This is a genomic window from Desulfopila sp. IMCC35008 (genome assembly GCF_010646885.2).
In the GTDB taxonomy this organism is placed as follows: Bacteria; Desulfobacterota; Desulfobulbia; order Desulfobulbales; family Desulfocapsaceae; genus Desulfopila.
Genome location: NZ_CP050700.1, coordinates 3,557,360 through 3,577,089, shown reverse-complemented (window position 1 = coordinate 3,577,089; position 19,730 = coordinate 3,557,360). Strand labels below are relative to the sequence as shown.

Sequence of the window (19,730 nt, the reverse complement as noted above, 5' to 3'; positions counted from 1 at the left end):
GATTTCGGGTGAGGGCACAGCAAGCTCAGGATAAATCCCACCGAATGTTGCGCCTGGTACTGGATACCATTCCCGTACGGGTCTTCAGGAAGGATTATGAGTGCCGCTATCTTGGCAGGGAAAACCGATTTTTATCTTGCTTTCGCCGATCAGACAGAACTTTTCCGCCTTGATGATCGTGAGGCGATTGCCCGGTATTCCCAAATGGTGTTTGTTATCTGCACGGGATCGCCAGAGTATGAGCTTTCGGCCGATGTTCTGGCTGAAGACTGTGTTTCAAGTGAGGTGTTTTCAAAACTTGTGTCAGATATCAGGAGTGTTGAACAAATAATTGTTCGACTGCTTGAGGATGATGGGACAAATCTTGCTTAACCGCCAGATAGCTGTATTCCTTTGTCGTAATATTCCTGCCACACATTTTCCGGGACCATGCTCCCTCCTGTCGCCCATACCAGATGAGTGCTATCAGCTTGTGTCCTCCCGGGGATAGTATTCTGTTCAAGGTATTTGTTGAGACGTGCATATCCTGAAAATCCAGCAACAGCGGAAGGTTCAAGCCTGAGTCCCTCGGACTGTGCCAATAAGACCAGTAGATTGTACATTTCCTTATCGGAGGTGGTGAAAATACCCGATAGAATGTTCTGTACCATTCTGCAGACCAAACCGGAAGGTCTGCAGACAGCCAGGCCATCAGCGATGGTTTTGTTTTCCACACCAAACTCACAAGCGGAGACCCGGTCATGAAGCCCTGTAACAAGTCCTGTAAGCAGGGCGGGTGATTGGGTCGGTTCAACAAAAAAACAGCGAACATGGTCGCCAAAGGCGAGCTTGAGGCCGAAGGTCACACCGCCAGGTCCGCCGCCTACCCCGCAGGGAAGGTAGACAAAGAGTGGATGCTCAGCGTCCACCATGACCCCTTGTTGCTGAAATTGCTCTTTGAGCCGTTCTGCAGCGACTGCATAGCCAAGGAAGAGGTCCCGTGAGTCTTCATCGTCCACGAAATGGCAGCGTGGGTCAGTTGCTGCCTGTCTTCGACCCTCTGCTACCGCAACACTGTAATCAGCATCATATTCCACAACGGTGACGCCTTTAGAGCGTAGCATCTTTTTTTTCCACTCTTTAGCATCCGACGACATGTGAACCGCGACACGAAATCCAAGGCGGGCACTAACTATGCCTATACTCAGACCGAGATTACCGGTGGAACCGACACCGATTGAATAGGTGCTGAAAACTTTCCGAAACTTTTCCTCAGCAAGTACAGAATAATTGTCAGTCGTTTTCAAAAGACCATTCCGGATGGCGATTGTCTCGGCATATTTGAGGATCTCATAAATACCCCCTCTGGCCTTGATAGAACCGGATATGGGAAGGTGACTGTCCAGCTTGACCAGCAGAGATCCGGGTACCGATACATTGTATTGATCCGCAATCGTCTTCTGCATTTCAGGTATGGCCTGCATGGGGGACTCAATTTCTCCTCCATTCTCCTGCGTTTCGGGAAATTGGCTGGCGATATATGGCTTGAACCTCTCCAGTCTATCTGCTGCATCTTTTACGTCAGCATAACTGCAGTCGAGACTGTTCCGGATCATGTCGAAAGTCTTGACATGAGGGTTGAACCAGAATGATGGTTGCAGGTTTTTTACATCCTGCAGGGCCGGGAATTCAGTCAGCCACTGATCAAAGGGTTTGTCTTTAAATGTTTTCATCTTCAACGTTCCCTGTATGTTTTGTATGGTCAGAACATGCCGTGAGATCGGTTCCTGCCGATGGTTGAATCTATGTTCTCCGCTCTTGATACAATATTATACAAGGGACAAAAAATCAGTTCATTTCGTCTGAAAGGTTTGGTATTGTAGTATGTAATTAAAATCTTTAATTGAGGATCTTATGAAGCTTACGCGCAGAACATTTATAGCTGGAAGCGGGGTTACAACGGCCCTGTTGTGTTTGCCGTCTGGCCGTGTCCAGGCTGCTGTCGGGCCTGATTCGTATGCAACCCTGATTGACTTGACCAAGTGTGATGGTTGTGTCGGAAAATCCGCCCCCCTCTGTGTTGATGCATGCCGTGAAGGGCGAAAGGATGTCTTCCCGCAACCAGCAAAGGAACAATTGAGGGACTACTGGCCGCAGAAAAAACATGAGGACTGGTCTTCAAAAAAGAATTTGAAAGATCGCTTTACTCCCTATAACTGGATATTCCTGCAACAGGTCGAGGTGGCGGATAGGACTATCTCGGTACCGCGTCGCTGTATGCATTGCGATAACCCACCCTGCGCCAAACTTTGCCCGTTTGGGGTCAAACATAAAACAGCGGAAGGCCCTGTTTATATAGATCATGACTTATGCTTTGGCGGAGCCAAATGCAGGACTGTCTGTCCCTGGAGTGTTCCGCAACGGCAGGCCGGGGTCGGACTTTACACTCTCTGGCAGAAATATCTGCCTGTGGGAGGCGGTGTGATGTTCAAATGCGATCTCTGCCGGGATCGCCTGGCCGCTGGAAAAGAGCCCCATTGTATCGAGGTGTGCCCGCAAAAAGCGATGCAGATCGGCAGGCGTGATATTATCATGACCAAGGCAGAGGAGCTTCGCGATACATACAGCGGGGATCTCTACGGTATGACCGAAAATGGTGGCACCTCGACCATCTATGTTTCGCCGGTACCTTTCGAGGAGATCGACCGGGCTCTTGTTGCGCAGGAAAAGGAAAGAGCAGCAGCAAAAGGATATAAAACTGTACGCTTTAATAAGCCTGAAAATATGCTTGAAAAGCAGAAAAACTGGGCATTGCTGACTCTTCTTGCGCCACTGTTCGGCATCGGTGCGGCCCTTGGTCTCGCCGGTAAAAAGAAGGAAGGGGAGGAATAACCGAAATGAAGACAGTACTTCGACATTCACTTACGGTACGTGTAACGCACTGGCTGATAGCCCTAAGCGGTATCCTTCTGCTCTTTTCCGGTTTTGGACAGATGCCCATGTATAAACGGTATAACGTCGTCAAAATTCCAGGGCTGGGCTGGTCCGATAATTTTGAGATCACGTTGTTGTTGCACTATATCGGTGCGCTGTTCTTTACAGCCGGAATCGCCTTTCATCTGATGTATCATTGGAAGAGGAAGGAGTTTGGTATAGTACCCCAAAAAGGTGATATTGGTGAATCGATCAAGGGGCTGCTGTCAATGGTTGGGCTGGCCGAGGAACCGAGTCACGGGAAATTCCAGGCTAAACAGCGGGTTATTTATGCTGTTTTTGGTTCGACCGGTTTGATCCTGGTGGCTACGGGTCTGGTCAAGTCCTATAAAAACCTGGGTGCCATTATAGTCGATCCGATGTTTTTACAGTTTGTGGCCTTCACCCACACCATTGCAGGTATGCTCTTTATGGTGCTGTTTCTGGCCCACGTTGCCGCCTTACTTCTTTACAGGCCACTTATCCCCTCCATGTTTACTGGGAGAATTGACAGGGAATATGTAAAGAAACATCATTCAGAGTGGAAGGTGGAGTAGCCTGTAGCTTCGTGGCATAAAAGAACACACCACTACGGTCTTGCTGCAATCCTGGCTAGTCAGGAGGGGGAAGTAATATACTTGCTAATTGTTGGGCAAACGTGGCAGGTGAGTTGAGAAACTCTTTACAGTTTGCTGAGCCAAGCGACGGCCTCTGGTTTTGAACGGAATATCACTTGCTGGACGGCACCGTCGTCCCTATAGACGTCCAGCAGTCTGAATAATCCGAATGTCAGGTCGTCGGGGGCAACGATAGCTGCTCTGGATGATTGGTGAAACCTGCACCGTGCATATGAGGCTAATGAAATCAGCTCGCTTGGTGTCAGCTCCAGTCCACAGCTTAAATCCCATAACCTTGCTGGAGGCTGTCCAGCCTGCACAACCGAATCCACGGTTCTGCAAAACTCGTCCAATATAGGTTTCTTGTGAAACGTGATGACGGTAATCGCGTTTTGTACCGTTATTGTGCGGAGTTTTTCCATCGTTGGCTGTCTTGACTATCTTTTCATTGTCTATACTTATGATACAGCTCTCTTTTGGCCTATTTCCTTAAAGACTTCTCTTTGTAAGGAGTTAAGCCTTCTCAGAATATCCGGCAGGTTTTTAACGTCGCGGAGATCCTGGATAACCGTTTCAAGAATTGTCAGCTGTTCTTTGTTAGCGGCGGCGTCGAAGTACCAAGAAACGGCGGTTTGAAAGTGCAGCCGTTAAACACGACTTAACCGCCGCCGTAAGTCGACCACCGGCGACGGTTGGTTCTTTCCTTTTTACATTTCTACCTGCGCCTTCATTCTGTAACTTTTCCCCTCAATAACAACCGTATCCGCATGATGCAGGAGTCTGTCCAGCATTGCCGATGTCAGTGTCGCATCATCATTGAAGATAGCCGGCCAGTCCTTGTAAGCCCGATTTGATGTAATGAGTATCGCTCCATTCTCATACCGTTTACTGATCACCTGGAAGAGCAGATCGGCTCCTCGTTTATCTATTGGCAGGTACCCAAGTTCGTCGAGTATCAGCAAGGAAGGTTTGAGATATTTTTTTAGACATGTTTTCAGTTGTCCGCCTGTTTGAGCAGCGGACAAAGTGTTGATCACATCAACCGCCGTAGTAAACAGTACGGAGTAACCACGCAGGCAAGCTTCATAGCCGATAGCGGTTGCAAGATGGGTTTTACCCAGGCCGACGCCGCCAAGGAGGATGGCATTGGCTTTATCGGCAATAAAGTTGTGCCGGAAGAGGTGCTTCACTTGCATTTCGTTGATTTGCTCCGGCCAGTTCCACTCGAACTGATCGAGGGTTTTAATGACGGGGAAGCGAGCCATTCTGATCCGGCGCTGAATGGCATTGTCCCAGCGCAGATCTGTCTCCCCGCGGATAAGTTGCTCAAAGTATTCCTGGTGGCTCCAACCGTTTCCGGCCGCCGTCGCTGCAAGTTCTTCGTGATTGTTTTCCATAAATCTCAGCTTGAGATAGTCGAGTTGCTCTGTGAGGTGTTGCGGTTTGCTATTCATCCTTTTTCCCCTTTGCGTACACGTCCATATTTGGCTCTTTGAGTTCAAGATCCAGGAGGTCGGAAGATCTGGTCAGGTGCAGGGCACCCTGTGGTTCTGTGAAGTATTTTCTCTGCTCAAGGAGATTGGCGATATAGTCACAGGAGAAAGCCCGGAACTCCAAGGCATCCGCCATGGCTCGTGCCACCCGCTCTTTCGAGTAGATTTCCGATAACCCGACGATTTTCCTGATATGATGCATTGTGTTGAGGTTTTTCTCGACAAGCCCCTGGTGGTACTGTTCCGAGAGTGAAGACAGGGCCAGAAAGCGCATAAGGACCTTCTGATCCTTAGCCTTACGGCGCTGTTGCAGCAGTGCTTTCGGGTGATCAGGATCCTCTATGTCCTGATGCCTGTCGTAACTTCTGGTGTGCCTGGCGATAAGTTTGTTGTCATGATAGATGCAGAGTCGGTCCGGGTAGGTCTTCATCGTCAGCCGGATTCCGGCATATTCCGCCGGGACGGAATAACGGTTGGTGTCGAGGGTTATGCGGAACTGGCTGGTTGCTCGTATCTGGGAGACCGTACCGATATCGTAGGGTTCGGACGGCAACCCGGACAGCTGCTCCTCTGCGAACATATCCTTCGGTCTTTTCCGTGTTTCCCCATGGTTTCTGACGTTGGCAATGTTGGCGAGCCAGTGGGCAGCGGCCGGATTTACGGTCTTGAAGTCACCGGGATCGAGTCCCGCCAGGAAGTTCTTCTTGATGTAACCGACAGCATTCTCTACGATGCCTTTCTCGTTACCTTTACCGACACCACAGGGAACAATGGTGAAGCCGTAGTAGTTTGCAAAATCCAGATACTTTGGGTTGAATACCGGGGCTTGTCCGGTGACCCTTCTCAGCACCGCCGACTTGAGGTTATCGACCATGATTTTGTCGGGTACGCCGCCGAAGTACTGCAGGGCACGCTGATGGCAACCGAGAAAGTGCTCCATGGTCTGGGAGACGGTAAACTCCGCATACATCATGCGGCTGTGACAGAGCACCATGACAAAAAAGCTTAACCGCCTCCGGGTGCTTCCAACGCGAATGGAGCCATAAGAGCCCCAGTCCACCTGTGCACACTCACCTGGGCCAAAGCTCAGCTTCAGATAAGGCTTATGCCGTTTCGGCCGGACTTTCCGGACATACTCTTTGACGATGGTATAGCCTCCGTCAAAACCTTGATCCTTGATCTTTTGGAAAACCTGGGCGGCGGTAAAAGGGTGTCGCTCCAGCATGGACAGGATGTCGCATTTATAGGGGTCGAGTTTACTTGTCCGATGGCCCGGTAACCTTGGCTGGTAGCCATTTCGTTCCATCCACTTGGAGACGGTACGGGGGTTAAGCGCAAGCTTTTCTGCGATCTGACCCGCTTTCAACCCTTCTTCCCTGTAGGATTTTATCCGGCAGTACTGCTCGTACGTTATCATCGTACCCCTCCCGCCAGTTGCTGCAGGATCTGTCCGAGTGAAGTTGCCTCGGAATCCGTCTGCGCCAGTTCTCTGGGCTGTTCCAGGGCCAGCACTTGGTATAACGGCTTCCGGTACGCGACCAGGCGGTGCTGCACCAGAATACTCCTGGCTTCCGCCAGGCTGAGAGTGTCCATGTTGAGCCGCTTGCTCAGGGTTTTCTCACTGTAATAACTCAGTCCCTGATTGTCTGAGACCGTAACCAGGAACAAGTACAGCGCCGATGCCTGGTGGCTGAGCTGATCGATGTACTTCTCACGGACCAGGCGGTGATCCAGCCAGCTGAACTGTTCCGGCACCCTGCGGATCATGTGCGGAAGTATGGGTTGTTTTTCTACTGTCATGACGACCTCCTTTATCTATTGATGGTTCGGTAAGAATATCCCGCCCCAATTGTTGCAGACGAAGGCCGGTATGGACAATGTCATCTTGTAACAGTGAACCGCTAAAATGTGCCAATAGGCCCACAAGTACGATGGGATAGCTCGTCAAGAGATCTTGTAACGGCTCTTTCGTTAACTTTGGCTTATCCTCTTGTTTTCTTTTGTTATTTCCAGACGAGTGATCTTGTAACGCATTTCGTCTTAATCGCTGCTTTTGCCGGTACCCTGGATTGTGCTCTCTCCATGCCTGTACACGACGGACATTATCCGGTCCCCGAAAGTAGTTTTTGTTTTCCTCTTTTTGCAGCCACTTCTCCTGGGCGGCAGCTTTGCTTGCCACCCTGCATTCCGGTTTGGAGCAGTAGCGCTGCTTATTTCTGTTACGATGATCCGGGATGAATAACTCCCGGCAATGCTTACATTTCCGTCGTCGTGACCGTGCCATATCCCTGTGTCCTCCTGAGGGATATGTTTACTGATTTTGAACTGTAACAGGTAAGAAAAAAGGAAGAAAAAGAAGCAGGAAGAAGAGAGTGTTACACACTTGGTGAGAAGTAAAACGAAGAAGACGGATTACGTATTTTCAAGCCGCCCGGTTAGGGGTAGTTCCAGAACGCCGCTGACATTCTTCGAACCTGTTCTTTTCTGTTTGTTTTTTATCACACATAGATCCAAAGTATTCCTTCCGTTTTTCTGGATGTTGGGCAGCGCCTGGCTCAACTAAACGCTTCCGGCCTCTTTTCATGTTTGTTTGTACTCTGATGCGGGTCCCGATAATGTCGGCCGCGGGAGGAATATCCGGTTTGCCAAATCTAACCCGTCTCTGCACCCCACCTGTGTTCGAAGGGAGATTTGGCAAACCGGATAAGTACTGCCGGTACATCTGAACTGCTGATACAACTGTACAGCTGATACGGCTAAGTTCCCACCGGTGCGGTACTCCTTGTTTCCTATTACGAAAAACTCTCATAACACTACTCTGTAGTGCTCTGCACCGTGTTTCTTTCTAAGCAATTGTCATGCCAGGAGTGAGGATTGTAAGATCTTAAATAAATTCTGCTTGTTATAAATGAGCTTGTCATCAAGAAGATCTGCCACACCCTGTGATTCCTGAAAAAAGGACAGATATATTCCGGTTTCCAGGAATGAGGAAATGAGGAGAGGAGCATGGATGGGGAGGAAATAGGAGAGTGACAATCAATGTGTGATGGAGTGCCTGTCAGGGGTTATTGTAAATAAATCCGTATGTATTTCAATATGTTGAGATATTTGCAGGGGTAATATTACTAAAGTGAACATCAGCAGTTAATAATTATGCGTATGGTAATATGAATATTTAAAGCTGAGACTTGTGATTCAGTGCGGATTTATAACTCCGAAATAATTTCTCTCAAACGCGGTACAGGTATTTCCTCCATTGACAGTACCAGCGTATATCCGACTTGTCCTGGGAGACTGTCCGACAATGCCCTTTCTCCCCAGTTCTTCGTTATTGTATAAAAAAGATCTTGGAATATCACACATGCCTGCGTCAAGTATGCTAAAATGTCTCGATCTGAGCCACAATGGTAAATCTCCGACACGCTTCTGGAGAAGTGAGTAGATGAGAGGGGGGGCCACGTCGTTTTTCCGAAATGGACCAACTCAGTATGCGCTGCTAAGGAAAGGTAAATATATTGTTCAATATCGCTCTTGGCGCAAAATTAATTAATTCTTAAGGACGAAACGCAAATCACAATGACTTTCCCAGAATTCCCTGAAGTTGGCTTTGTATTTTGGAAGCTTCGTGATGCTACGCCATTTTGACTTCTTATTGAATTTTTTTATCACCTGTGCAGGTTCAAAGAAGGTCAATGCATTTTCAACGGTTAAAACAAATGGTGGGTTATCGTGAGCCATGTTTATCCAGCTTGAAATAATAGAGCCACTTCGATGGTTCCCCTCGATAAATAATTGAGGTTGCCCCACTATTGAAATAAAGACCTCGGAAGCGACTTTATTGACCGACCGCTCACCTTTCAGGTGTTTTTTATAATACTTCCTGATTATTGGGATCTGTTTCGAAAACTTCTCAGCAGTTGCTTTTATTGCCTTCTTGTACTCATCCCTGAGAATATAATCTTCGCCATAGTGGACACGGTTGTTGATTTCAAGCATATCTGGTCCACCATATTTGGAAAGTAATCCGTAATCATTTTTTTTGATGAAAAAGTCGATATAGTCCCAGGTGTTAAGCAGATTGTCCATCAAAGGTCTGTTAAATGGAGTATCTTTTCTTCCCACCTTATGTTCGTCAAGGAGGTTATCAATACTTTCCCAATTCTCTAACACGCAGATATATGAGGATTCTATCTCTTTAAGGTTTGGTCTGTAAGGCATAGAGGGATGGTTGTTGATAATAACACGAATTCTAAGTGGGCTTACTGAAACTCGCCGTTAAGGTAGATGTTGATAGGGCCGCCTGGGGACCTCATTATCTGTTTCAAGTGCCAGGTGAAGGGTACAACAGGCACAATTGGTGAGGTATACTTATGCATGAAGCGTCCGGTAGTATGAAATGTGCTGAAGAAACATCTATAATCGTAGTTGATTATGTTGTCGCAGGGGGGGCATGGTTCTTTGTGATATGTGTTCTAGAGAGCCTGTAGACTGATATTGTGGATGTTTTCATGTTATGGTCTTATTGCGCGTAAGTAGCCATACTTTGCTGGGAAAAAGACTCGTGAGGGGCCGCATTCATCACCCAGCTCCCACGAACCTGCAGAAATATCACCATTTTCCTGATGGTGCCAGTAGCTGCCGTCCAGTTTTATTTCAACATCTCCGTTTTGTCGCAGATCAAAAAGAAGAAATAGCTCTGCCAGCTCTTTGTCTGTCGGCATTCGCCAATCGTCGTATTGTCCTTCGTTGAGGGAATTGAGAAAGGCATAGGCCTGCTCAACTGATCGTATTTTTCGTGATCGTTCGAGTTGCCACATGGCTCCGGTCTTGGTGTCCAGGAAAACGGAATCGGATTGCATCTTAAAACGGGCTTCAGCCAAGGCAGCTGTTAACGGTACCAACAGCAGAAAGCAGAAGATGAGGAGAGGTAGCAGTACCAATTGTCGTCGAGAGTATGGTAAAGTCATTTTGAAATACCTGTTGAGGGTGTTTTGAAAAATAGTTTTTATCTTTCTTACTATTCTGTTCAGTGTTGGTTTTTTGTCAACTCCTTGATGCACTTCAGCACTGAATAAATGTGGCCAGGAGAAAAGAAGCGGATGGAAAAAGTGATGTTTCAGACCGGGGACGGCTTAGAGCTTGAAGGGCTGCTGGATAAAACATCTGGCCAGCGTGGTGTTGTTATCGTACACCCGCATCCGCTTTATGGCGGCGATATGGTTAACCCGGTAGTTGAATCTTTGTCTATTGTCTACAGGCGAAAAGGGTATTCGACGCTTCGTTTTAATTTCAGGGGTGTCGGGAACAGCCAGGGAGGCTACGATGATGGTGTCGGGGAGCAGAAGGATATTCTTGCCGCAATTCAGGTGCTGCAGGAACTGGGAATGACAACCATTCATCTGGCGGCTTATTCCTTTGGCTCTTGGGTGGTTGCCAAAATCGATTCGTTTCCAAAAGGTGTCGAAAAACTTGTTTTTGTATCGCCGCCACTGGCTTTAATGCCTTTTGCGGATACATGCACATTACCCTTGCTGGATCTGGTGGTAACCGGTGAGGATGATGAATTTGCACCACCCAACCTGCTTGAAAGCACGGTGAAAAAATGGAACCCCGAGGGACGTCTTGAAGTTGTCGATCATGCCGATCACTTCTATTTCGGCTCATTCCCCGACCTGGAACGTATTGTCGGGAGCATCCTGTAATTCGTTTATTAATGAGGCTGGTAAAAAATGTCGAGTATAGCACTTCTTCCTGATGATGGCAGAAGTCGGGGTCTTTATCTGGATAATAAAATACTGCCCGATAATTACATGGCTGATTTCACCTTGCTGGGGTTTGTGGTTGATGATTACCAGCTGGCTGTGCGCCTGTTACGGGATAATGGGTACCGCCTTTCAAAGCAGCCGGGCGGGACGGACATCCATTTTCATTCACCTGAAAGCCTCATCCGGATCCGTTCCCTTTTGCGAACTCATGGTATCGGTTGTGATATATCGGATGTGGCCGATACTCTCTACCAGGCTTGATAGCTGGTATGCACCGCCCGTTGGGCGGATGACGGTGATCTCGTAAAGTCTTCTCATCGTGCCCTGAAAGGGATCTGGCAGTAGGAAATCCCTTGTTCTGGTTGAATACCGTTTTTGGCAAGGAACATGGTGAGGGAGTTCATTGAGATTGTGATGTTTGGTGTCGGGCCGAGGAAAAGATGCTCGAAGGCAATGGGGGATCCGTTTCGCGCTGAGAGGTTGAATTCGAAATATGGAACCAGCATGGATGCCCCTTCCCGAAATAGAACCGGTGCCGTAAGGTAGTCTGTAATGACCGGGGAGATAACACGCCACTCCTCCTCTTCAGTGAAGGATGGGTGTTTGAGAATTGCAGCAATTCGCAGCAGGTCACTTTCAATCATCTCGAAGGCGGGGTGATAGGAAGAGTTGTTATTACTCTCATGTGTCTCCCCTACGATGTCCTGATCTTTTGCCAGAATCTCAACTGCGTCTATGACCTGGCTTATTAACCTTTTCTGCTGCTCACTGTCGTAAATACATTTGCCTATCTGGAATGATTGGCGCTCGGCACACTCCCTGATGTAGTCCGGATCAAAGCCGACACTCACCCCTTTGCCGTGCCTGGAATATCCCCGCCATTGGCTAAGCAGGTTACCGTTTGAGCGAAAAGAGGCGGCAAAGAGCATATGGCCGTTTGTGATTCGATGGGTGACCCAGTCGAGGAACTGGTTGAGCAGGTCCGGTCTTGAATGACCGCTGCGTATTCGGCGGGTTATTTCAGCCCCGATGAGATCGGCGGTGTGCTTGAGCTCCGCCGAGTCATTCATGTAGCGGATATCACTTGCCCACAATGCCCGGCTGTCGACAATGCCAAGCAGGCCGTCGAAACCTGTATAGTGATACAGGCGCTCCTTGGGGATATCTGCATAGAGTCTGGAAGTTATATCCTGAATCATAGCGTCGGAATCATGGAGACGACAGTGTCGTGTAGTGGAAGGGAATAGAAAAAGGCCGGATTAAAAATCCGGCCTTTTTCTGAATGGCTGTTAGTTTGGCCGCTCGAAGCCGAAGTCAAGTTTTTGGCCGTTATCGTCGACAAACCAGTCGTTGAGGATATCCTGTTGTTCGATATGGCTGATAAATTCATTGGATGACTCAAACCTGGCAACAATTTTTTTTATCGTGCGCATGCTATCCCGATCGATGAATATAGTTTTCAGGCCTGCCAGCTCCCTGTTCCTGTAGACAACGGAGGCGAGCATGGTAAAACATTCACCGGTGTTGGTTGTCACCTGCACGTGATACTCTGTATTGTTCAGGGGTGGTTTATCGTTTGATAAACCGATCCCACCTGCACTGATATTTACAGCCTGTGCCTTCACCCTGCGTGACTGCCTGCAGGAGAGTGTTGCGTATGCTTGTAGCGGAATTCTGATATGCGCCCTTTTGTAACCCATGATACCTCCCATCCGTGGTAAAGGTTGCATCAGTTAACCACTGGCCGGGTCTTCTGATGTTTCCCCCGCCAGATCGCCTCCTTTCTCCGGAAACGAAACAGGTGATAATCCTTATCACCTTGCCAAATGATATATCATGCGGTGCTAAAAATGAAGGGGCACTTCAGGCTTTAGCAGGCCCGAATGAGTGGCATGTTTAATTCCTCTATTAATTTTTGTGGGTTAGGCTCACCAAATTTTTTTGAATTTTTTACTCGATAATGGTCTTCAACCGATTGTGATAACCTTGTCAGCAAGCTGGGTTGCTGTGACGATATCGAGCATGTTGGTGGTACCACCGACTTTTTTCCTGTCGGTCAAGCAAAAATGTTCAAGGCATGTGCCGCAAGCCAGTACAATAACACCATTATCTTCGTACTCCTTAAGTTCCGCCAGTACCGGTGAGGTGTCGATGGTGAGCGTGACTCCCTTATTGACAAATATCAATTGCCAGAGTTCGTCCCCCATCTCTTTGATGGTTTTCAGGTAGCTGACCATCAGTTTGCTTCCCAGCGACGGGTCACCGGAGCCAATGCTGTCACCGGTGACGAGTACAAGGATTTTAGCCGTATCCCCGGTTGATGGGGCCTTTTGTTCAGCTGTTGTTGCCTGGGTGGGGGCATTTCCCTCCAGCACTGCTTCGAGTACAAAATCAGTTCCCTGTTTCGATTCATTGACCTTGTATCCCTTGCTGCCGAGGAACCGGCTGACATTCTCGCTGGATGCCTGATTGTCAACCAGTACAGTTACCCCCCGGGGTGCATCGCTTTCGATAGTATCTTTTACGAGTAACACCGGGGCCGGGCAGGTCAGCCCGCGCGCATCTACTTTCTGGCTCATACTCTCTCCATTATTGAATAACTATTTCCACATTCGTGTTGGTCTGTGCACGACCGATAATTTCTGCGTCCTCTACACCCTCGGATCGTAATCGATCTTTGAGGGTATGGGCGTCTTTTTCGAGACATCCTATTAACAGACCTCCTGAGGTTTGCGGGTCGTACAGGATGTCCCGCACAACCGGGTCAAAATCATCGGAGGTCTGTACCATGCCCTTTCTGTAGTCCCGGTTCTTGTGGGCTCCTATTGGTACAAATCCCATAGCACCGAATTCCTTTGCTTCATCAAGTATTGGGATAGCATGACTCTCAAGAGTGACTCGGGTGGAGCTCCCCTCTATCATTTCGGCTAGATGGCCGAGAAGGCCAAAGCCCGTTACATCGGTGCACGATGATATAGAGAAATCTCCCATCACTGCTGCCGCCGTTTTGTTAAGTGTCGCCATCAGTTCGGTGACTTTCCTGATTGTCGCTGGTGATGCGAGATTTCCCTTGATTGCGGTGTTAATGATACCCATGCCAAGCGGCTTGGTGAGGAGGAGGCAGTCGCCATCCCGCAATCCCCTGTTGGCGAGGATTTTTTGCGGATGAATAAAGCCGGTCACGGAGAGACCATATTTTAATTCTTCGTCTTCTACGCTGTGGCCACCTATAAGAACAGTTTCCGCTTCTCGTATTTTTTCCGCACCGCCTGCCAGTATTTCTTTCAACATTGCAGGGCCAAGCGTGGTGATCGGATAGGCAACGATGTTCATGGCCGTCTTGGGTATGCCACCCATGGCGTAGACATCAGATAACGAATTGGCAGCGGCTATCCGGCCAAAGTCAAATGGATCATCAACTATCGGGGTGAAAAAATCTACCGTCTGGATCAGGGCAAGATCGTCCGATATTTTATAAACACCCGCATCGTCGCCTGTACTGGTTCCGATCAGCACGTTCTCATCAGTTGGAAAGGAGAGATCCTTTAAAATTCCGTCCAGGTCCCCTGGAGCGATTTTTGAGGCTCAGCCACCACCTTTGACGCATTTTGTCAATTCTGCTTTATATTCGGTCATATGCTGTTTCTTTCAAGTGGACATGCCAGTTGTTGAATGTTGTGAGTATGAAACGCTCCGCAGTGGGGGCAGGGGATGTGTACCGCAACATGTCCCGCAAGGTACCTCTCTCCCATGTGGTCGGTCTCAATGTGATATCCTTTCTCGAGGCTGTATTGATCAGTTCCGTACTCCATCTCTGTTACGGGGCAGGTAAAATAGAGTTCCACTTAGGACAGTCCCCTGTTTATAAATCTGAGTGTTACCGTCCAATCAAAATGGAAGACGGTTTGGCAGAGTGTCTTTGTGTTCAGCAAAATATGGGTAATGGGGTGGGATAGTCAATACAATATTTCCGATGGTTTTGGCGCAGTCAATAGAAAGAAACTATGTGGCGATTATATGCCAGTCACCTGAAGGATCGAGATCTATTGTTTCGATACCCGGAAAACCGGAAACACCATCCGATGTAATAACAAGGTCGGCAGAGTCCAGTAGCGGGAGTGCGCGTGCTTTGACCTCGCCGGAGTGGGAGGTTACAACAAGGTGAAGGGCTGGGCGGACGACCTCCGACAGACTGTTTGATTCGCTTATAATGACACTCTTTTCTGGTAGTGTTTTCCGAAGAGTCAGGAAATCTGCCTGTATCGATGTTCTATCACCCTGCATGTAATAGACTTCCGTCGCACCGGAACGCAGCATACGGGAGGTGTCCTTTTGCGTGTCTCGGCTGGTTTCGCGAAACAGGGTTCGGCCTGTACCGATGCTGGTATGGTTTCCGTGGAACAAGTGTTCATCGGGGAAAATTGCTGAAACTTTCAGGCCAAATATATCCGTTCGAGCCGAAAATCTGGCAATGAGGCGGCAAACCAGCTCAGTCTTTCCTACATTGCGGCCTGTACCGCTTACAATCAGCAAGTGGTTATCGTAAATCATTTGTTGGCTCACATGCTTTCCGCACAGGTTACGCAGAACGGGTTGGCCGGATCTGCTTCTAGTCTGCGCTGATTGATCTCTTCATCGCACATGGCGCAATACCCATATTCATCCTCATCGATTCTATCCAGTGCAGCTTCAATACGGGTCAACTGGAGTTTCCTGCGTCGTTTCGTTTCAAGTGCCATCTGTTGTGACTGCATGGCATCCATACGGGAGAGTCTGCCGACGCTTGATTGATCCAGTGAAACGGTCCTGGTGGTCTCTGCTGCTTCCTGTTCGGCGTCCATCAGCTCCTGCTGCTGTTTAAGAAGAAGCTCCCGGAAGTGACCTGTATTTATATCGCTCATTTCTTTTGAAGTATGTCAAAATCGGTTAGTTTAACAAGAATATCCAAGCCGTCTGGAGTGACAGGTTCTTTTTCATTTAGCTCAAAAATATGTTCTACAGACATAAACTCTCCGCTGTCAATTTCCTCTTTCTGCAGTATAAATGGTCCAGGGTGAACGCATCTGAATACATGGCCCCAGACCTTGTTCTGAGCATCTTCGTGAAAGTGATCGAAAAGAAAATCGAGTGCGAGACCGGATACGCCAAGCTCTTCAGCGAGCTCACGCCGGGCCGATTCCAGATAATCCTCACCGGCGAGTACGACACCGCCAGCTGCCACATCCCAGTATCCGGGGAATACATCTTTTGTCATAGTTCGTTTCTGTACAAAAAGACGGTCGTTCGGGTCAAAGACGAGAATATAGGAGGCGCGGTGAATCAGCCCTTGTTCCCTCATTACTTTTCTGGGAACAGCATCAATGACCTGATTGTTTCTATCAACGATCTGGACGATTTCTTCAGCTGGCAAGTATGTCTGCATAGAATGGTTTAGTGCACTTTCTGTCTGGTAAATGTTTCGGGAATCCTAAATAGTTCCCGTCCTAAAACTACCCTTCTGCCCAATCTCAGCGTTCCGGCTAAACTATTTATCCTCCGAATATCGTACATATGCGTGCGGTAAATAATTTAGCCACGCCTCGATATTGAACAGAATGCTGAGTTTTAGGATGGGAATTAAGTAGTTCCTATCCAAAACTGCCTTTTCGGTCAATATCTTCGTTCTGCTCAAAAATTTTTCACATACCTCGATCTGGAGCAGATAAGCGCAGACTTCGAAACGTCTGGTTTTAAGAAGGAAACTAAATAATTCGTATTATGTAATATTTGGTTCTTCCTGTGCTTCTATCTTGTGATACAATAAACATATTTTGTCTCTTTCACATATTTTTTCACATACAAAAAGGGAGTGTACTCCGGTCGTGCTACGCTTTCTCTTATCAATAATGTTCTGCATACTCTGTTTCACGGTTGCAGATAGTGATGTCGTTATGGCGGATACTTTGCCCGGGGATGAGGTCCGCAGGGATAAGGCTGTTTTCGGGGTACTGGCCAACAGGGGCCAAGAACAATGTCAAAGGAGATGGATCTCCACCGTCGACAATCTCAACAACTCAGTGAGTGGCGTCAATTTTCAATTGCAATGCCTTTCTTATAGAGAAATATATGATGCTGTTTGGGAAGGGAAAGTCGATTTTATGGTCGCAAATCCTGCTATCTACACCCATATAGAGGTTGTTTACGGTGCCTCGCGAATTGCGACCTTGGTCAACAGGGACTTCGGCTCATCCGAAACGGAGTTTGGGGCTGTTATTTTTTCGCTGAGGAAACGAACCGATTTAAAGAATCTTGCAGCTATAAGGGGAGCACGGATAGCGGCTGTCGATGCCACTTCGTTTGGAGGCTGGTTGTTACCGTTATTTACCCTGACAGAAAATAGCACTGTTAAGCGGGATGAGCAAATAGATGTAATTTTTACCGGGAGCCATGATGCGGTCGTCGATCAGGTGTTGAACGATGAAGCAGATTTTGGCTTTGTCAGGACCGATACCCTGGAAAAACTTGCAGCGCAAGGGAGGGTACGTCTTGAGGATCTGCACATATATGAAGACTATGCCGTCTATAACGATCGTTTTCCGTTTGTACTGAGCACAGGACTTTTCCCGGAGTGGCCTCTGGCCAAGATGAATCATACGGATGAATGGCTAACCCGAAAGGTGGTTGCGGTTTTGTTGAATATTGCGGACGTCCCAATTGACGGTGGGCAGGGTGCCCCATCTCAATGGACGTATCCGCTTGATTACCAGCCGGTTCGTCATTGCTTGAAAGCACTGAACGTTCCACCGTATGCAAGTACCACCATGACCATGAAACAGGTGCTGGTGCAATACCTTAAAGTCATACTTGTCATTATCTTCCTCCTGACGGTCGGGACCGGATTGATTGTCTACTTTCTGGGCCTGAACAGGAGATTGAACCATGTCCTCGATCAGAGAAGTCGTGAACTTATCGAAAAACAGCGTGCAGAAGAGGAAAAATCAAGTCTCATAGAGGAGCTGCTCCAGAGTGAGAGGAAGTTCCGCACCTTTTTTAACTCGGTTAATGATGCGGTACTTGTACATCCCTTTTGTGAAGAAGGCTTTGCTCCCTTTATCGAGGTCAATAACGTCGCATGCAAACGGTATGGGTATAGTCGGGAGGAGTTTTGCACCCTTACAGCTGCAGATATAACGGTGCCGGATGAGGCACGTCAGCACGCCAGTCGGGAAGGACGCAAGAGTTTGTTGACAACAGGTTCGCTTATATTTGAGACGATTCATCGTACCAAGGAAGGTAAGCTGTTTCCGGTGGAAATCAGCTCAAACATCGTTACGCTGCAGGGACGTAACGTTATTATCGCCATTGTCCGGGATCGCCGTGCCCGCATGCGGGTCGAGAATGAAAAGCGAAGGTTGGCGGCGGCTATCGAACAGGCGACGGACATGGTCGTAATCACCGACGTGCAGGGGCGTATTCAGTATGTAAACCCCGCTTTTTGCCAAAACACCGGTTATGATACCGATGAGGTGCTTGGCCGTAATCCGAGATTTCTGTCGCGGGGCCTGAGCAATCAGGGTGTTCTACGGGAAATGTGGACAGCCTTGAAGAGTGGGGAAGTCTGGCAGGGGCGTGCAAAGTACACCCGCAAGGATGGGGCGGAAATGCTTATTCATATAACGGTTTCACCGATTAAGAACCCGTTTGATGAGGTGACCAACTTCGTATCTGTACAACGTGACATGACCCGTGAGGCCAGTCTGGAGCAACAGTTGCACCAGGCCATGAAAATGGAGGCAATTGGCACGCTGGCCGGAGGCATTGCTCACGATTTTAATAATATCCTGTCTGTTATCCTGGGGTGCAGCCACTTGGCCCAGAGAAACCTGGAATCGAATCATCCCGTACAGGACGAGTTGAAACAGATTGTCGCCTCAGGGGAGCGGGCGACCGATCTGGTGAAACAGATCCTCACTTTCAGTCGCCGGCAGGCAGAGGAACTGCAGCCGGTAAAATTGCAACATGTGGTGGAGGAAATCGTGAAACTGATGCGTTCCACCTTGCCCACAACGATCCAGCTCCATGAAAAGATCGATATGGAGTGCGGGGCGGTAATGGCGGATGCGACCAAAATGCACCAGGTATTGATGAATCTCTGTACCAATGCCAAGGATGCGATGGGGCAGGAGGGCGGTTTGCTCAGTGTTACTTTAACGAGGCATAAGCAACTTCGGGTGGAAAATGGTGGTACGTCAGTTCTGAAGCCCGGCCAATATGTGATGTTGGAGGTACGTGATACGGGGTGTGGAATGGAACCAGAGGTTGCCGAGAAAATATTCGAACCTTTTTATACGACAAAAGAGGTTGGCTCAGGCACCGGCTTGGGACTCGCCGTTGTCCATGGTATTGTCGAGAGCCATGGCGGACAGATGCGTGTTGTCAGTGAACCAGGTAAAGGGACAGCCTTTCACCTCTATTTACCGGTGGCAAATGGGGATTCCATGATTGCAGGGGCTCTTGTGGATGACGGACCTGTCGAAGGAAGTGGCCATTTGCTGCTGGTAGATGATGAGCCGGGGATTGCGAGGATGATGCAGTTAACGCTCGGAACCTTTGGTTATGAGGTTACCACCAGTCTGGATGGGGAAGAGGCGTTGGATAAATTCAAGATGGCTCCGGATCAATACGATCTTGTCATAACAGATATGACCATGCCCAAAATGACCGGACTACGGCTTGCCCGTGAAGTGGTAGCCATTAGGCCTGATATTCCTGTCCTGCTCTGCACCGGCTACAGTGAATATATCGAGGGGGAAAACCTTCGGGACAATGGTGTCAGGGAATATATGTTAAAACCTGTCAACATGGTTCAGCTTTCCCGGAAAATACAAAAGATACTGGCTGATGAAAGATCCAGGTAAAGGTGA

General features: G+C 48.4%; 22 protein-coding genes. 7 read left to right on the top strand and 15 right to left on the bottom strand.

Going from position 1 to position 19,730, the window contains the following annotated elements:
* Window positions 1-96: 96 nt before the first annotated feature.
* The gene (locus tag GA520_RS15655) at window positions 97-372 is read left to right on the top strand and encodes a hypothetical protein (RefSeq protein ID WP_163338701.1); all 276 of its coding nucleotides are present in this window, start codon (window positions 97-99) and stop codon (window positions 370-372) included.
* Here the strand turns inward: GA520_RS15655 and GA520_RS15650 are convergent.
* Entirely contained in the window at window positions 369-1,712 is a 1,344-nt protein-coding gene (locus tag GA520_RS15650) for a D-serine ammonia-lyase (protein ID WP_163338702.1), read from the bottom strand. The two genes, GA520_RS15655 and GA520_RS15650, sit on opposite strands and share 4 nt — an antisense overlap.
* Window positions 1,713-1,893: 181 nt before the next feature.
* On the opposite strand from GA520_RS15650, the gene GA520_RS15645 reads away from it, so the two are divergent.
* Together GA520_RS15645 and GA520_RS15640 are read left to right on the top strand one after the other, a co-directional pair.
* The gene (locus GA520_RS15645; RefSeq protein WP_163338703.1) at window positions 1,894-2,871 is read left to right on the top strand and encodes a 4Fe-4S dicluster domain-containing protein; all 978 of its coding nucleotides are present in this window, start codon (window positions 1,894-1,896) and stop codon (window positions 2,869-2,871) included.
* A gap of 5 nt (window positions 2,872-2,876) precedes the next feature.
* The gene (locus GA520_RS15640; RefSeq protein ID WP_163338704.1) at window positions 2,877-3,509 is read left to right on the top strand and encodes a formate dehydrogenase subunit gamma; all 633 of its coding nucleotides are present in this window, start codon (window positions 2,877-2,879) and stop codon (window positions 3,507-3,509) included.
* 125 nt (window positions 3,510-3,634) lie between these two features.
* Here the strand turns inward: GA520_RS15640 and GA520_RS15635 are convergent, their stop codons facing one another.
* The 7 genes from GA520_RS15635 to GA520_RS15605 all read right to left on the bottom strand — a co-directional run bounded on the left by GA520_RS15635 (window position 3,635) and on the right by GA520_RS15605 (window position 10,029).
* Window positions 3,635-3,991 (bottom strand): hypothetical protein, encoded by a 357-nt coding sequence (locus GA520_RS15635; RefSeq protein ID WP_163338705.1) that lies wholly within the window; start codon window positions 3,989-3,991, stop codon window positions 3,635-3,637.
* Between the two features lie 285 nt (window positions 3,992-4,276).
* The gene (istB, locus tag GA520_RS15630) at window positions 4,277-5,023 is read right to left on the bottom strand and encodes an IS21-like element helper ATPase IstB (RefSeq protein ID WP_163341158.1); all 747 of its coding nucleotides are present in this window, start codon (window positions 5,021-5,023) and stop codon (window positions 4,277-4,279) included.
* Window positions 5,016-6,479 (bottom strand): IS21 family transposase, encoded by a 1,464-nt coding sequence (istA, locus tag GA520_RS15625; RefSeq protein WP_163341155.1) that lies wholly within the window; start codon window positions 6,477-6,479, stop codon window positions 5,016-5,018. The genes istB and istA overlap by 8 nt, the downstream gene beginning before the upstream one ends.
* A complete protein-coding gene (locus tag GA520_RS15620; protein ID WP_163341153.1) occupies window positions 6,476-6,862 on the bottom strand; it encodes a hypothetical protein in 387 nt (128 codons plus the stop codon). The genes istA and GA520_RS15620 overlap by 4 nt, the downstream gene beginning before the upstream one ends.
* On the bottom strand, window positions 6,774-7,346 hold the full coding sequence (locus tag GA520_RS15615) for a hypothetical protein (protein ID WP_205749431.1): 573 nt from the start codon (window positions 7,344-7,346) through the stop codon (window positions 6,774-6,776). The genes GA520_RS15620 and GA520_RS15615 overlap by 89 nt, the downstream gene beginning before the upstream one ends.
* Before the next feature lie 1,262 nt (window positions 7,347-8,608).
* Window positions 8,609-9,280 (bottom strand): hypothetical protein, encoded by a 672-nt coding sequence (locus GA520_RS15610; protein ID WP_163340489.1) that lies wholly within the window; start codon window positions 9,278-9,280, stop codon window positions 8,609-8,611.
* A 293-nt stretch (window positions 9,281-9,573) separates the two neighbouring features.
* Complete coding sequence (locus tag GA520_RS15605; protein ID WP_163340488.1) at window positions 9,574-10,029, bottom strand: DUF1566 domain-containing protein; 456 nt, start codon at window positions 10,027-10,029, stop codon at window positions 9,574-9,576.
* Window positions 10,030-10,161: 132 nt separating this feature from the next.
* Between GA520_RS15605 and GA520_RS15600 the strand changes: the two genes are divergently transcribed.
* Window positions 10,162-10,764, top strand: a complete 603-nt coding sequence (locus tag GA520_RS15600; RefSeq protein WP_163340487.1) for an alpha/beta hydrolase — start codon at window positions 10,162-10,164, stop codon at window positions 10,762-10,764.
* 27 nt (window positions 10,765-10,791) lie between these two features.
* Window positions 10,792-11,088 (top strand): hypothetical protein, encoded by a 297-nt coding sequence (locus tag GA520_RS15595; RefSeq protein ID WP_163340486.1) that lies wholly within the window; start codon window positions 10,792-10,794, stop codon window positions 11,086-11,088.
* A 53-nt stretch (window positions 11,089-11,141) separates the two neighbouring features.
* Here GA520_RS15595 and GA520_RS15590 read toward each other — a convergent pair whose 3' ends face one another.
* The 4 genes from GA520_RS15590 to selD form a co-directional block, all read right to left on the bottom strand.
* Window positions 11,142-12,026, bottom strand: a complete 885-nt coding sequence (locus GA520_RS15590; protein WP_163340485.1) for a DUF2971 domain-containing protein — start codon at window positions 12,024-12,026, stop codon at window positions 11,142-11,144.
* A gap of 90 nt (window positions 12,027-12,116) precedes the next feature.
* Complete coding sequence (locus tag GA520_RS15585; RefSeq protein WP_163340484.1) at window positions 12,117-12,527, bottom strand: PilZ domain-containing protein; 411 nt, start codon at window positions 12,525-12,527, stop codon at window positions 12,117-12,119.
* 267 nt (window positions 12,528-12,794) lie between these two features.
* On the bottom strand, window positions 12,795-13,406 hold the full coding sequence (gene yedF, locus GA520_RS15580; protein WP_163340483.1) for a sulfurtransferase-like selenium metabolism protein YedF: 612 nt from the start codon (window positions 13,404-13,406) through the stop codon (window positions 12,795-12,797).
* Window positions 13,407-13,416: 10 nt separating this feature from the next.
* Complete coding sequence (gene selD, locus GA520_RS15575) at window positions 13,417-14,463, bottom strand: selenide, water dikinase SelD (RefSeq protein ID WP_163340482.1); 1,047 nt, start codon at window positions 14,461-14,463, stop codon at window positions 13,417-13,419.
* Window positions 14,464-14,510: 47 nt separating this feature from the next.
* Here selD and GA520_RS15570 point away from each other — a divergent pair, with 47 nt between their 5' ends.
* Window positions 14,511-14,783: a hypothetical protein gene (locus tag GA520_RS15570; protein WP_163340481.1), complete on the top strand. Its 273-nt coding sequence runs from the start codon at window positions 14,511-14,513 to the stop codon at window positions 14,781-14,783.
* 46 nt (window positions 14,784-14,829) lie between these two features.
* Here GA520_RS15570 and GA520_RS15565 read toward each other — a convergent pair whose 3' ends face one another.
* The 3 genes from GA520_RS15565 to yfcD are packed head-to-tail and all read right to left on the bottom strand — an operon-like array spanning window position 14,830 to window position 16,237.
* Window positions 14,830-15,378, bottom strand: a complete 549-nt coding sequence (locus GA520_RS15565) for a molybdopterin-guanine dinucleotide biosynthesis protein B (protein WP_163340480.1) — start codon at window positions 15,376-15,378, stop codon at window positions 14,830-14,832.
* An 8-nt stretch (window positions 15,379-15,386) separates the two neighbouring features.
* Entirely contained in the window at window positions 15,387-15,728 is a 342-nt protein-coding gene (locus GA520_RS15560) for a TraR/DksA C4-type zinc finger protein (RefSeq protein WP_163340479.1), read from the bottom strand.
* Window positions 15,725-16,237 carry an NUDIX hydrolase YfcD gene (gene yfcD, locus GA520_RS15555; protein WP_240910258.1) on the bottom strand — a complete coding sequence of 171 codons (513 nt, stop codon included), beginning with the start codon at window positions 16,235-16,237 and terminating at the stop codon, window positions 15,725-15,727. The genes GA520_RS15560 and yfcD overlap by 4 nt, the downstream gene beginning before the upstream one ends.
* A gap of 520 nt (window positions 16,238-16,757) precedes the next feature.
* Between yfcD and GA520_RS15550 the strand changes: the two genes are divergently transcribed.
* Window positions 16,758-19,724, top strand: a complete 2,967-nt coding sequence (locus GA520_RS15550) for a PAS domain S-box protein (protein WP_163340477.1) — start codon at window positions 16,758-16,760, stop codon at window positions 19,722-19,724.
* Window positions 19,725-19,730: the final 6 nt, after the last annotated feature.